Source organism: Lysinibacillus sp. NPDC097279, assembly GCF_044761745.1.
GTDB lineage: Bacteria > Bacillota > Bacilli > Bacillales_A > Planococcaceae > Lysinibacillus.
Genome location: NZ_JBIWDA010000001.1, coordinates 1,727,219 through 1,740,570, shown reverse-complemented (window position 1 = coordinate 1,740,570; position 13,352 = coordinate 1,727,219). Strand labels below are relative to the sequence as shown.

At 35.4% G+C, this 13,352-nt stretch carries 14 protein-coding genes; all 14 read left to right on the top strand.

What is annotated here, in order from left to right; translation table 11 throughout:
- The first annotated feature begins 485 nt into the window (after positions 1-485).
- Positions 486-875 carry a GntR family transcriptional regulator gene (locus tag ACIQ1H_RS08745; RefSeq protein ID WP_402888114.1) on the top strand — a complete coding sequence of 130 codons (390 nt, stop codon included), beginning with the start codon at positions 486-488 and terminating at the stop codon, positions 873-875.
- A complete protein-coding gene (locus ACIQ1H_RS08740; RefSeq protein ID WP_402888113.1) occupies positions 872-1,561 on the top strand; it encodes an ABC transporter ATP-binding protein in 690 nt (229 codons plus the stop codon). The genes ACIQ1H_RS08745 and ACIQ1H_RS08740 overlap by 4 nt, the downstream gene beginning before the upstream one ends.
- The gene (locus ACIQ1H_RS08735) at positions 1,558-2,385 is read left to right on the top strand and encodes a hypothetical protein (RefSeq protein WP_402888111.1); all 828 of its coding nucleotides are present in this window, start codon (positions 1,558-1,560) and stop codon (positions 2,383-2,385) included. Before ACIQ1H_RS08740 ends, ACIQ1H_RS08735 begins: the two co-directional genes overlap by 4 nt.
- Before the next feature lie 13 nt (positions 2,386-2,398).
- Positions 2,399-3,589 carry a hypothetical protein gene (locus ACIQ1H_RS08730; protein ID WP_402888109.1) on the top strand — a complete coding sequence of 397 codons (1,191 nt, stop codon included), beginning with the start codon at positions 2,399-2,401 and terminating at the stop codon, positions 3,587-3,589.
- A 127-nt stretch (positions 3,590-3,716) separates the two neighbouring features.
- Entirely contained in the window at positions 3,717-4,151 is a 435-nt protein-coding gene (locus ACIQ1H_RS08725; RefSeq protein ID WP_402888107.1) for a WapI family immunity protein, read from the top strand.
- Between the two features lie 144 nt (positions 4,152-4,295).
- A complete protein-coding gene (locus tag ACIQ1H_RS08720; RefSeq protein WP_402888105.1) occupies positions 4,296-4,499 on the top strand; it encodes a transcription initiation factor TFIIIB in 204 nt (67 codons plus the stop codon).
- A 209-nt stretch (positions 4,500-4,708) separates the two neighbouring features.
- Positions 4,709-5,428, top strand: coding sequence for a metallophosphoesterase family protein (locus tag ACIQ1H_RS08715; RefSeq protein ID WP_402888103.1), 720 nt, complete (start codon positions 4,709-4,711; stop codon positions 5,426-5,428).
- Positions 5,429-5,825: 397 nt separating this feature from the next.
- Positions 5,826-6,473: a GntR family transcriptional regulator gene (locus ACIQ1H_RS08710; RefSeq protein ID WP_172771022.1), complete on the top strand. Its 648-nt coding sequence runs from the start codon at positions 5,826-5,828 to the stop codon at positions 6,471-6,473.
- A gap of 203 nt (positions 6,474-6,676) precedes the next feature.
- Positions 6,677-7,789: a M20 metallopeptidase family protein gene (locus tag ACIQ1H_RS08705; RefSeq protein WP_402888101.1), complete on the top strand. Its 1,113-nt coding sequence runs from the start codon at positions 6,677-6,679 to the stop codon at positions 7,787-7,789.
- A gap of 29 nt (positions 7,790-7,818) precedes the next feature.
- Positions 7,819-9,231 (top strand): YfcC family protein, encoded by a 1,413-nt coding sequence (locus tag ACIQ1H_RS08700; protein WP_402888099.1) that lies wholly within the window; start codon positions 7,819-7,821, stop codon positions 9,229-9,231.
- A 67-nt stretch (positions 9,232-9,298) separates the two neighbouring features.
- Positions 9,299-10,519: a M20 metallopeptidase family protein gene (locus ACIQ1H_RS08695; protein ID WP_402888097.1), complete on the top strand. Its 1,221-nt coding sequence runs from the start codon at positions 9,299-9,301 to the stop codon at positions 10,517-10,519.
- 199 nt (positions 10,520-10,718) lie between these two features.
- Positions 10,719-11,525: a transporter substrate-binding domain-containing protein gene (locus ACIQ1H_RS08690; protein ID WP_402888095.1), complete on the top strand. Its 807-nt coding sequence runs from the start codon at positions 10,719-10,721 to the stop codon at positions 11,523-11,525.
- A gap of 142 nt (positions 11,526-11,667) precedes the next feature.
- On the top strand, positions 11,668-12,324 hold the full coding sequence (locus ACIQ1H_RS08685) for an amino acid ABC transporter permease (RefSeq protein ID WP_402888093.1): 657 nt from the start codon (positions 11,668-11,670) through the stop codon (positions 12,322-12,324).
- Between the two features lie 11 nt (positions 12,325-12,335).
- Positions 12,336-13,082: an amino acid ABC transporter ATP-binding protein gene (locus tag ACIQ1H_RS08680; RefSeq protein ID WP_402888091.1), complete on the top strand. Its 747-nt coding sequence runs from the start codon at positions 12,336-12,338 to the stop codon at positions 13,080-13,082.
- The last annotated feature ends 270 nt before the right edge of the window (positions 13,083-13,352 follow it).

The following is a 13,352-nucleotide window of genomic DNA, read 5'->3' as shown; positions in this document are numbered from 1 at the left end:
TGCAGCACTTGTCTACTGTTATGATATTGTAATAAAGCAATATTAGAGAGTGAAGCTAACGTATTCGTTAATATAGAGATGCAAGTAAAAGCAGTAACAACGCTTAAAAAATGAGTAAGATATTTTAATTATATTTGACATTTTGCAGGCCACTACTTTAAAAGTAGTGGTTTTTGTTGTGTTTTTAGTAAACCTGAAACTTTTCCACTAACAGTATGTAAGAGTTTAAGATACAGATACCCGAAGTTGGGTCGTTTGTTAATTATTATTTTTATTCCCATGATATGGTTGACGTTGGTATGTATTAAGCATATAATACACTTCGAACGGTGTATTAACCTATTAATACATAGAACGGACTAGCGACTTCATTGTTTTCATGGTTTATTGGACGTCTCTTATAATTTAAATTCTTGACCAATTGTTTTGCCTAATGTGTATTAAGTACTTAATACACGAAATATTTTTTCAGGGAGTTGAGAGAAGTGGATGTAAAGTTTAATAATCGGGATCCGGTTTATGTTCAGGTTATTCGGCATTTTAAAGAGCAAATAGCCAAAGGATATTTTGAACCAGGTCAGGAAATTCCGTCAAGAAGGGAACTGGCCAATCAACTGAAGATAAATCCAAATACTGCACAACGAGCTTATAAGGAAATGGAGGAACAAAGATTGATATTTACTGAAGGGAATATGCCGAGTTGCATTACAAATGATAAGGTAGTCCTTAAAAGTGTTCGTGAAGAGTTAATGATTGAAGCAGTTGATTTATTTTTAGGTTCTATTAAATCCATCAATGTACCGTTAGCAGAAGTGTTGGAACTTGTGAAGAAAAAGTACGATGCTGAAAGTGGAGAAGCGGAGGAATCGAAATGATTGAAGTGAAAAATGTCCAGAAAAAATACAGCAAAAAGCAGGTTTTAAAAGGGCTTTCCTTTACTGCTAAAAAAGGAGAAATAACTTGCCTGATCGGCATTAACGGAGTAGGGAAGACAACAATTATGAAAGCTATTATGGCACTTACGCCAATTGATAGCGGTGAAATTTTGATTGATGGTGAAAAAATTAAGAAAGAAACCTATGAAAAAGTTACATTTATTCCAGATTCCATGACGATGTTATCGAAAATGAAAATTTGTGATGCTTTCGAGTTTATGGCGGATTTTTATAAAAGTTGGAATTCACAACGAGCACAAGATCTATTGCGATTTTTTCAACTTGAACCTACTAATCGAATTGGCAATTTATCGAAAGGGGGGAGGGCTAAAGTTAATATGATTTTAGGCTTAGCACTAGATGTAGATTACATACTGATGGATGAACCATTCTCTGGTATTGATATGTTCTCCCGTGAGCAGATTGCAGAAGTGTTTACAAGTCACTTAATCGAAGAGCGTGGAGTTATTCTTACTACTCATGAAATTAGTGATGTTGAACACTTAATTGATAAAGCAGTGTTGATTGATGACGGAGAAGTCTTAAAGCAATTTAGCGTAGAGGAAATACGAGAGAGTGAAGGGAAATCAGTCGTAGATGTTATGAGGGAGGTATATTGTAGATGAAAAGCTATTTAAAGCTTGTAAATTTTGAAATAAACCGATTTTTCAAACTGTACCTAATCATAATTGGTTTAACAATTGTCAGTCAGCTCATCGGGACGATTATTGTCACAAAAGAAAAGATGAATGAAGTAAATCAAGTAATTTACGAAAATCAACTATCTGTTAGCCAATATGTTGAAAACTATGGAATATTCTCTTTTCAACGTGTCATTAATTCTGAATGGTTTATTATGCCGATTTTCTTTTGTATCGTCATGTTGATGATTTATGTTTTTTTTATTTGGTATCGGGAGTGGTTCGGTAAAAACACCTTCATCTACAGATTATTGATGTTGCCGACCGAAAGAATTACAATCTATATCTCTAAATTGTCTGCAATCATGCTTTTTGTATTTGGCTTAATAGCATTACAAATCATCTTAATACCAATTGAAATATTTTTTTTTAATAGAATTGTACCATCAGATTTTAGAACATCATATCCACTTTTTGATTTCTATAGTGTAGAGATATGGAGATGGTTGTATCCTAACAGCGTTATCGAATTTATGATCATGTATGGAATGGGGTTAATCTTAGTTGTAATATTATTCAACGCTATATTATTTGAACGAAGTTATGGGTTAAAGGGCATTTTCGCTGCAATTGTTTATGGAGTGCTTTCGTTTGGAGTCCTTTTTACACCAATCATAGTATCCCGTATTGTCACAGGTTATTTTTACCCACTTGAAATCTTGTTAATGGAACTAGTAACCAGCATCATCGTATTAGGCAGTGCCTTTTGGATAGCGAACCAGCTACTAAAGTATAAAATCCGGGTCTAACAGGGAGGAAAAAATGAAAAAATATTGGAAAATGGTAGTAATTTTTTTCGTGGTTGTCATAACAGTTGGTGTATATTATATGCAGTTAGCAGTCGCTTCTAAAAATGACGTTTCCTTTAAAATTGAAACGATTAGCGGAGATAAAGAAGAAATCGAAAATCTAATGTTCCAAGCTAATTATCAGAGTGGTGATAGTGATCGACGGTTATACATCACAAAAGATGGTTCTACACCTCAAATAAGACACTCAGTTATTGCAAAGTTAAAAGATCCATTTCAGACGTTGATGTTTCAAAATTATATTGAAGAACATCGGAATTTTATGCGAGGTAAAGTATTATTCCCAAGTAATTTTTCAGAAAATGAAACACATATAATTTACGCAGCACCGCCAAATAAAGGTCAGAAAGTAATACAGGGAAATCTATTAACATTCAATATCGATTTACTCGATAAAAAGAAAAACGACAGTTTATCATTTGAAGTCAGTACGATAGCCCAAGCAAGCTATAATTTTATAGTTATAAATAATATCTATAAAGAAAATGGAGAAATCAAGATTTTAGCAACGGGCGCTCCGATAAATGGCGGTGAGGAGTTACTTTTATATTCAGTCGATATTAACAATAAGAAATTATTATCTGTCTCCATTCTTGCAAAGGTAGAATCAGATAAGGAAATTAAATCTAGTCTTAGTATATTTAAAGATAATAGTAAATATCAAAATGTCTATTTTGTCTATATGCTAGAAAAATATAAAGATCAATACGAAGATGGTGGACGGAATACTATTTCTAGACAAATTTCTCTTTATAATAATAAAAATAATGCACAAGAAGAGTTGATAATTCCTGAAGAAATGACGCCAGATTTGTACAGATTAATGCTTCGCGAAGGTGATATATTTATTCCTGTTTATTCGTCTGATGGTTTACAGTTGAATCGATATAATATAGAAAAGAAACAATGGGAAATGCCTTTACACTTTAATCTTGTAAGCCCGGTTAATGATGAGAGGGAGCCTTTTCTCCAGATTGCCAATGGTAAAGTCTATTTAGCGGAAAGTGTTTCTAATGAACATTTGTTCTTTATCTATGATTTATATACAGGTGAATCATTATTTGAAGGTAAAATTATAAAAGAAAACGGAGAAAATACAGATTATATTTTGCATTTTGAACTATTAAATGAAATTAATTACTAATTTTGATTAGCTATTCACAGGTATGATGTCACTTTAAGATCATACCTGTGAATGCTTAAAAGAGTACAAGGCGGCTACCAAACGTTTTGAGATATAAATAGAGATAAGAAAGAGAAGAGATAATTAAATGAAATTTCATTTATTGGGCGAAGAAAATGAACGGGTAGAAATTGACGTGCTAACAAGAAACCATCCTAATAGTACAGATTATTGGGATGTGAATTGGATTGTTTCAACAATAAAAATTGAATTACCTGGCTACTTAGTTCAATTTAATGCAGATTTAAGAACGGATGAATTAAAGGATTTTCTTGACGAATTAAACATGATAAGTAGTAATTTAAGAGGGAAAGCTATACTGAAAAATTTAGATAATTATGTTCAAGTTGAATGTGAAATAAACCACAAGGGACAGTTATTGTGGTCAGTTCGGACTTGTTATCCTGCGGGCTATGGAGCTGTGCTGACTTTTGAATTCAAATCTGACCAATCGTATTTGCAAAGTTTAGTAAAAGAATTAGATGCTATATTAGCTTTATTTCCGGTAATCGGAAAACCATAGGATAAAAGGGTTTCAATTTAAGACACAATTTTTGATAATCAGGTTGAAGTCTATTAAGTCGAACATGAATCCAACTCACCCGTAAATATATTATGCAACCCTTTGAAAGTGATACATACATATATCTAATGAGGAGGTTTTCCAATGAATCAATTTAAAGCAATAACGGAATGCCCGAAATGCGGTGGAGTAGAATTAGGGAAGGGCAAACATCATGGATATGCCGTGATGCATCCAACAAATAAGATGAGCTTTGGTTCGGAAGTTGAATATATTCTTTGTACTGACTGTGGGTACATAATTGAAAGCTATGTAAAAAAGCCAGAAAAATTTAAGGGGACACTTTAGGTTCTTTTAAACGTTAAAAAAGATTTGGATTACTGCACTTTTGATTAATTCTATAATAGAAGTTGTTTGACGTACAAAAAAAGGCAGCGATTAACAGCGCTCCAGAGATATGTACGTCTTTTTTCGGTGTAGTTAGCTATTAAAGGATTAAATAACGATTTTGTCGAATTATAAATAGAGAATATATGGAATTTTAAGGGGGAAGCTTTGTGACGAAGATTGCAATTATTTCAGATATTCATGGGAATAAAACGGCATTGGAAGCAGTATTAGAAGACATTCGATTAAGAAAGATTGAAAGAATTTTTTGTTTAGGAGATTTAATTGGGAAAGGACCACAAGGATCTGCCTGTATTGAACTTATCCAAAAGAACTGCGAGCGAGTTGTTCGAGGCAACTGGGATGTGTTCATCCAAGCACCTACGGATAATAAGTTTATCCAATGGTACAAAGATCGATTAACAGAAAAAGATTATGCGTATTTAAATTCGTTACCCTTTCATATTGATCTTGAATTAAACGGACAATTAATCAGGTTTTTCCATGCATCGCCAAGAAGTGAATTTGAACGTATTTTGGATAGTCATCCAATTGAAAAGCGTCTATCTATGTTTGAAAATAGTGAAATAACCAATTCAATCCATTACGATAAACTGCCAGATATCGTATTCTACGGCGATATTCATACAACTTTTTTACATACATATAGAAAGGGGATTTTGTGTAACGTTGGCAGCGTCGGAAATTCACTTGACTTAACGTCAGCATCATACGCCATTCTAGATGGAACACAATCAAATAATGCCATTCAATTTATTAGGGTAGATTATGATAGAGAGGCTGAACTTAAAATGGCAGAAGAGCTGGGTTTACCGCAATTAGATAAATATTATGATGAAATTATGTTAGGGAAATATCGAGGTGCATAATGTCGGTACATTCAAAGTTAAACTTATTAGTCCTATTCTTTTTAAAAAAATGATGGTAATCATTTTTGCTACATCACTATTTTACAAAGGTAAAATTAAACACGAATTTGTTGAATAATTGCTTCTACTTAATTTAAAAGCTAAAGGAAGGTTGATCTTTATTTGTTAAAGATCAACCTTTTCTAGTTCAGGCATTCGTATAAATGAAAATGATAAAAAAGAAAATTAGATTGCAAATATGGAAATACAGATGCTTAGATGGCGGAAAATTTATATTAGTAAAATGGAATATTATTTTTAACGAATAGGAATCATGCAAAGGCTATGGCTAACATACTAGAAAAAAGTGTATAGTAGATAAAAGGATTGTTAAAAAATTAAAAATTGAGGTTACTTTATGAATAATTATTTATCGCTAAAAGACCATGTTTATAATTATATCGTAGATCAAATTAATAACGGTAATCTGATTGCTGGAAAAAAGGTAAATGAAAGTGCTATTAGCGAAAGCCTAAATGTCAGCAGGACACCAGTCAGAGAGGCATTAATACAACTTTCTTCCGAAGGGTTACTAGAAAATGTGCCAAGAAAAGGTTTTGTTATTAAAAACCTTACGACGGAAGAAGCTAAAGAAACGTATTTTATTATCGGGGCATTGGATGGCTTGGCTGCTGCTTTAGCTGCACCTTTTTTAACCGAGAAACATATGAATGAAATGGAGTTTTATATTCAAAGTATCGATTTGGCCATTAATACTGGCAATTTTTCGATGTATCATAAAATGCAGGAAGCTTTTCATGGCGTATATTTATCGGTTTGTCCTAATAAAAGTCTTGTAAACTTGCTATTACAATTAGAAAAGAAATTTTTGAAAAATTTTCATCATGCAGATGAGCCAGAAATTACAAAAAAACGACTTTCTCAAACAAACAACGAACATCGAAAAATGGTCGAGCTATTTAAAAAAGGTGAAATAGCTGAATTAGAGAGATACATGAAAGAAGTACATTGGAATATTGATAAAGCAGAGCTTATACCGCTTTAGGTACTAAATTGCTCGCTTATACACGAAAAGTAATTCTGTTTTTAAATAAACAGAATTATTTTTTTGTTGAAAAAAATTAAATATAATATACAATATACAATATACAGAAGGTTAAAACGATTTATTTTACCCTTGAAATATTTGATAGATGAAGAGATGAGGGTGAAAATATCAAAAATTAGCTTTTGAGGAGGATACACATAGTGAACAGTAAAAATTTTGATTTAGCCAAACAATTGCGTCACGAATTACATCAGCATCCAGAACTTTCAAATGAAGAAGTATGGACAAAACAGCATTTAATTGAGTTTTTGAAAACGTATACAAAGCTAGTGATTGTAGATAAAGGAAATTGGTTTTATGCCATTTATCATGCAGAATCGGCTAAGCAAAATATTGCTTTTCGTGCTGATTATGATGCACTACCGATGGATGAAGTGATTGATCTGCCATGGGCTTCTCAATTTCCAGGAAAAGCACACAAATGCGGTCATGATGGACATGCAGCGACACTAGCGGGATTTGCACTTGAAGTCGATCAACTAGGTGCTGACAAAAATATCTTTTTCCTTTTCCAGCCAGCTGAAGAAACAGGAGATGGGGCAATTCAATGTGTTGATTTCATTAAGGAGCATAATATCGATGAAATTTTCGCCTACCATAACATGAGTGGACTTCCTTACAAAACTGTTGGAATTATTGATGGTACTGCTTTATGTGCATCAAAAGGAATGACCATTCATATGAAAGGTTCCCCTACACATGCTAGTCAGCCAGAAAAGGGCATCAATCCAGCGTTTGCCATTGCAAATATTGTGAATGAAATTCCAACATTTATTTCTCCAGAACTAAATAGAGGACTTGTTCTTTGTACTGTAGTACAAATCGATGTAGGCGAGCACGCTTTTGGAATTGCAGCATCGACAGGTGATCTTCGTTTAACAATACGTGCCCTTTATGAAGAAGAGCTAAATAAACTACAAGAAAACCTTGAAAATTTTGCAAAAGAACAAGCACAACAATACGGGCTACAGGTAAGTTTTGATTATAATGATGAATTCCCAGAAACGTTCAACCACAAAGATAGTGCAGATAAAATACGTGCCGTTGCGAAATCTGAGGGGATGGCATTACTCGAACTTGTGGAAGCTTTTCGCGGTTCCGAAGATTTTGGCCATTTTACAAAGCTAACAAAGGGTGCTTATTGCTTCATCGGGAATGGAGAAGATTACCCGCATGTTCATACACATGAGTATGATTTCCGTGATGAATTGATTGAATCAGGTGTAAATCTATTTAAAGCATTAATTAAATAAACGAGTAAAAGGGATTTGGAGGATTTTTCATGTCAACAAAGGAAAAACAAAAGGGCATTAATTTCCCACATGTTTACATAATGTTTATGCTCGTTATGCTACTAGTTGTATTACTATCGTGGATTGTTCCGAGTGGGGAGTATGAACGGATAGTAAATCCAGAAACGGGTATTACCGAACTAAATACCGACAATTTTTCGTATGTGGAGCAAGCAAAGCCAATAGGATTTATGGATTTTTTCACTGCTTTACATAACGGAGTTGTGCAATCAGCAGATATTATTGTGATGTTGCTGTTTGCAAGTGGAGCGCTATTTATACTTGAAAAGTCTGGTGCAATAGCAGCAGGTATCCATAAATTATTAAGCGTCGCAGCAGGAAAAGAAAAATTAATTATTATCTCATTGCTCGTATTGTTCTCCGTATTAGGTACAATTGGATTCGGGGAAGGGGGTATTCCGTTCATTCCGCTTGCAATGGCAGTCGTAATGGGATTGGGGTATGACCGCATCACAGCTTTCGCTATCCCAACAGTAGGTTTAGCTATTGGTTTTACAGCAGGGGTTGTCAATTTCTATACGACTGGTGTAAGTCAAACGATTGTTGGTTTACCTATCTATTCTGGACTAGCATTCCGTATCGTTGCTTTAATTGTTTTTATTATTATTTCAATGATTTACATTTTGCGCTATGCAAATAAAACGAAGGCAGATCCAAGTAAAAGTATTGTTGCTGATGAATATTTAGAGGAAATTGAAAATACAAAAACAGTTGAGTATGAAGAAGAAGAATTTACTATGTCAAGAAAGTTGGCATTACTAGGTTTAGTTGTCGTGTTAGTTGGTAGCGCATTTGGGGCTATCAAGCTAGGATGGGGGATGCCTGAACTTTCTGCTGTCTATGCCATTTATGCTGTTTTACTAGTCATTATTTTAAAACTTAAACCAAGTGATGCTGCTGAAACGTTTGGCGTTGGGGCAGCGAGACTTTTACCTACAGGACTTGCAATCGGGTTTGCTCGTTCGGTAATGATTTTGATGACGCAAGCACAGATCATTGATACAGCGGTACATTCATTATCAAATATATTAAACAATACGGGAACGATTATTACATTATTAGTATTATTTATCGTTGTTATTTTCTTTAACTTCTTCGTTGTTTCGGGAAGTGGAAAGGCAATAATTTTAATGCCGATTATGGGGCCATTAGGAAAAATATTAGGCATTAACCAACAAGTAATGGTTGTAGTGTATCAATTCGGTGATGGCTTTACGAATTATTTATGGCCGACTTCTGGTGGGCTTATGGCAGCGCTAGGTATGTCAAATGTCAGCTATTCTGCTTGGGTTAAATTTTCCATGAAACTATTCCTTATCCTACATTTCGCGGCATTTGTTTTAATATTAATCGCACATTATATGGGGTTAGGACCATTTTAATCTAATAGTTCGTTCAACACTTTGAAGTTCTACACTTACTATTAAACATAAAGGGGATTACGACACGATGAATATTTTAGAACATTCTAAGAAATATGAAGAACAAATTATAAAAGATCGTCGCTATTTACATCAATATCCGGAAATTGGCTTTGAACTGCCAAATACACAAAAGTATATCCAACAACGCCTTGATGAAATGGGCATTGCCCATAAGCAATGTGGAGTGGTGCCACCTGAAATTAAAGAAAAATATGAAATAGCAGGGTTTGGTTCACAAGATCAATGTACAGGTGTAGTTGCAACAATTGGACAGGGGACACCTTGTATTCTTCTACGTGCTGATATGGATGCATTGCCAATTCAAGAAGAAGTTGATTGTGAATTTACATCCAAAAATCCTGGTGTGATGCATGCTTGTGGTCACGATTCACATGTAGCAATGCTGTTAGGCGCTGCGCAAATTTTGAAGGACCATGAAGCGGAGTTACAAGGAACAGTTAAACTATTGTTCCAACCTGGGGAAGAGTGGGGGTATGGCTCTAAGCTAATGATTGATGATGGTTTGCTACAAAATCCAAAAGTGGATGCGGCATTTGGAATTCACATTATGCCAGATCAACAAGCTGGCACATTATCTGTCCATAAAGGAACATTAACACAAGCAATGGATACGTATATCGTCAATATTCAAGGGAATGGTGGACATAGCTCACAGCCCCATAAAACGATAGATTCCAATATGATTATGAATCAACTGTATACAAGTTTAAACCTATTAATGACACGGGAAGCAGATCCAAATCATAGTGTAACATTTTCAGTAGGTGCGATGGCTGGTGGTACGGCGACAAATATTATTCCAGACAAAGCGGTATTACAAGGAAATATGAGAAGCTATGATCAACAAACACGTGACCATTTATGTAAACGCATCCCAGAGATGATAGACCATACTGTAAAAGCATGGCGTGGAGAATACCAGACAATTGAATTCCATACACCAACAACATATAACAATCCAGCATTTATTGATGCGATAACGCCATTTTTAGAAAGTATAGTGGGGGCCGAAAATGTAGTTGATAATGGATATCTCGGTGGTTCGGAAGACTTTTCTTACATTTCGCAAGAAGTACCTTCTGCATTTGTTGTGCTAGGAACAGGAAAAGAAGGTGAAGCACCTGTGCATAACCCTCGTATGCGTCAAAATGAGGATGTTTTTAAATATGGTGCTGCATTACATGCAAATGTGGCAATGGAATGGTTAAAACAACAGCATAAATAAAATTTCACTCTAAAAACAGTTCAGCCAGAGTTTTCTGGGTGGGCTGTTTTTGAATTCTAGTATAATATTCTAATAATTCAATTAAGATATTGACAACAATGCGCCATTTTGATATTCTTTAACACGTTAGTAGTTTAGCAAGAGAAAGCGGAACTATTATTTCTAATAATTAATATAAAATGTTAGGGGATATTAGATAATGAAGCGCATTTTCACAATACTATGCATGCTTACAGCGGTACTAGCTTTAGCAGCTTGCGGTACTTCTGGAGAAAAATCGAGTTCAACAGATAGCTCGAAGGATTCAGATCAATCAACAGAAAAAGTAATAATCGGAATTGATGATAAGTTTGCACCATTAGGATTCCGTGATGATAAAAACGAAATCGTTGGCTTTGATATTGACTTAGCACGTGCTGCTGCTGAACATATGGGAGTGGAAGCTGAATTCCAACCAATCGATTGGAAAACGAAAGAGGCTGAGTTAATTAGTGGTCGCATTGATTTAATTTGGAATGGTTATACAATTACAGACGAGCGTAAAGAAAAGGTATTATTCACAAAGCCTTATTTAGAAAATGCACAAGCAGTAATGACAATTAAAAAATCTTCTATTAACGCTCTAAGCGATTTAGCAAGTAAAGAAGTTGGACTTCAAGCACAGTCTTCTGCTGCAGAGGCGCTGAATGCAAACCCAATTCACAAAGAAGTGAAAAACGTCACAGAGTTTGCGGATAATGTGTTAGCCTTAACAGATTTAAAAACAGGCCGTTTAGATGCAGTCATTATTGATGCCGTGGTAGCAGAATACTACATGACGCAAGAACCTGACACATTCAAACTATTAGATGAATCATTAGCACCTGAGCAATATGGAATTGGTGTCAAACCAGGAAACGAAGCATTATTAGAAAAGCTACAAGCCGCTTTAGATAAAATGAATGAAGATGGTACAGCAGCAGAAATTTCTACAAAATGGTTTGGTGAAGATAAGGTATTGAAATAGGTAACTATCGCATGTACTTACGAGCTAAATTCCGACTTAAGCGTACTGGTCGTAATCAAGCTATTCGTACAAGATAATTGAATGTTATTAGTCGGTAAGAGTTTCCTCGTGAAACTCTTATACTTTTTGGAGGGAAATAGTTATGGCGGATTACTGGCAAACAATGATTTTGCCGATGCTTGATGGCGCAAAAATGACGGTGCTGCTGTTTATTATAGCCATTCTTGTATCGGTTCCACTTGGATTCTTACTTACATTAGCTGTAAAAAGTCGTATCAAACCATTGTCTTGGTTTGCTCAAACGTATATATACATCATGCGCGGTACACCGCTGTTACTACAATTGTTATTAATTTGTTTCGGATTACCGATGGTGCCAGTGATTGGTGAATATATGGTCCTTGATCGCTTTGTTGCTGCCTGTCTTGGCTTTATTTTAAATTACGCTGCCTATTTTGCAGAAATATTCCGAGGTGGCTTATTGGCAATCGATAAAGGGCAATACGAAGCGGCACAAGTATTAGGCTTGTCAAAATGGCAAACAACGACACGCATTATTTTGCCACAAATGTTTCGTGTAGCGTTACCTGCATTATCGAATGAATCCGTTACATTAATTAAAGACACGGCACTTCTTTACGCGGTAGCTGTACCAGAATTGTTGCATTTTGCACAAACAGCTGTAAACCGTGACTTTACGATTGTGCCATTCTTTATTGCTGGCGCTATTTATTTAGTGATGACGCTTGTCTTAACGGTATTCTTTAAGTGGCTAGAAAAACGTTTTAAATTTGAATAGAGGTGACACAGATGGCACTGCTTGAAGTATCGAATTTGAAGAAATCCTTTGGTGAGTTAGAAGTGCTAAAGACCATCACATTTAATATAGAAAAGAACGATGTCGTGGCTGTTATTGGTGCGTCGGGGTCTGGTAAAAGCACCATGCTACGAAGCTTAATTCATTTAGAAGAAATTAATGGGGGAAGCATTTGTGTCGATGGCGATTATTTAGTACAAGACGGAACATATGCCAAACAACAGGATATTAAAAAAATGACAGCGAAAATGGGCATGGTATTTCAGCATTTTAACTTGTTCCCACATTTAACAGTACAGCAAAACCTTGAAATAGCACCAGGCTTACTAAAAACGGAGTCATCAGATGCTATTGCACGTCGCTGCCAAGATTTACTGCAAAAAATCGGGCTTGCTGACAAAGCGAATGCGTACCCAGCGAATTTATCTGGTGGGCAAAAACAACGTGTTGCCATAGCGCGAGCGCTCATGATGAATCCGCAAATTTTATTATTTGATGAGCCGACTTCAGCACTCGATCCAGAACTGACAGGTGAAGTATTAAAGGTAATGAAGGATTTAGCAGAAGATCATATGACAATGATCGTTGTGACGCACGAAATGGGCTTTGCACGCGAAGTCGCAAACAAGGTAGTCTTTATGGATGGCGGCGACATTATCGAGGCAAATCATCCAGAAGAATTCTTTACTAATCCACAGCATGAACGGACAAAAGCATTTTTACAAAGGAATTTGAAATAATATAGAAGCTATCTCATTTGAGATGGCTTTTCTTATAGAGATCGATACTGGCGTTGATTTCCGCTACAGGTGGACGCTTTCCGCGGGCACACCGTAAGCCGCAACCCTCGCTACGCGCGGATTGTTGCGTCTTACGTATTGTGCGTTCCCGCAGGAGTCGCCACCTTTCGCTCCAATCAACTCTGATAAACGTTAAGCTTCAAAAGAATACAAAAATAGAAGGCATCGAGTTACTTCACGATGTCTTTTTTTATAGGGATAAATACTGGC

What these genes read in the sequence shown, in the direction of transcription:
- ACIQ1H_RS08680 (WP_402888091.1), top strand. Translation starts at nt 12,336, where the DNA reads ATGGCACTGCTTGAAGTATCGAATTTGAAGAAATCCTTTGGTGAGTTA.
- ACIQ1H_RS08685 (WP_402888093.1), top strand. Translation starts at nt 11,668, where the DNA reads ATGGCGGATTACTGGCAAACAATGATTTTGCCGATGCTTGATGGCGCA.
- ACIQ1H_RS08710 (WP_172771022.1), top strand. Translation starts at nt 5,826, where the DNA reads ATGAATAATTATTTATCGCTAAAAGACCATGTTTATAATTATATCGTA.
- ACIQ1H_RS08740 (WP_402888113.1), top strand. Translation starts at nt 872, where the DNA reads ATGATTGAAGTGAAAAATGTCCAGAAAAAATACAGCAAAAAGCAGGTT.
- ACIQ1H_RS08700 (WP_402888099.1), top strand. Translation starts at nt 7,819, where the DNA reads ATGTCAACAAAGGAAAAACAAAAGGGCATTAATTTCCCACATGTTTAC.
- ACIQ1H_RS08725 (WP_402888107.1), top strand. Translation starts at nt 3,717, where the DNA reads ATGAAATTTCATTTATTGGGCGAAGAAAATGAACGGGTAGAAATTGAC.
- ACIQ1H_RS08720 (WP_402888105.1), top strand. Translation starts at nt 4,296, where the DNA reads ATGAATCAATTTAAAGCAATAACGGAATGCCCGAAATGCGGTGGAGTA.
- ACIQ1H_RS08735 (WP_402888111.1), top strand. Translation starts at nt 1,558, where the DNA reads ATGAAAAGCTATTTAAAGCTTGTAAATTTTGAAATAAACCGATTTTTC.
- ACIQ1H_RS08690 (WP_402888095.1), top strand. Translation starts at nt 10,719, where the DNA reads ATGAAGCGCATTTTCACAATACTATGCATGCTTACAGCGGTACTAGCT.
- ACIQ1H_RS08695 (WP_402888097.1), top strand. Translation starts at nt 9,299, where the DNA reads ATGAATATTTTAGAACATTCTAAGAAATATGAAGAACAAATTATAAAA.
- ACIQ1H_RS08730 (WP_402888109.1), top strand. Translation starts at nt 2,399, where the DNA reads ATGAAAAAATATTGGAAAATGGTAGTAATTTTTTTCGTGGTTGTCATA.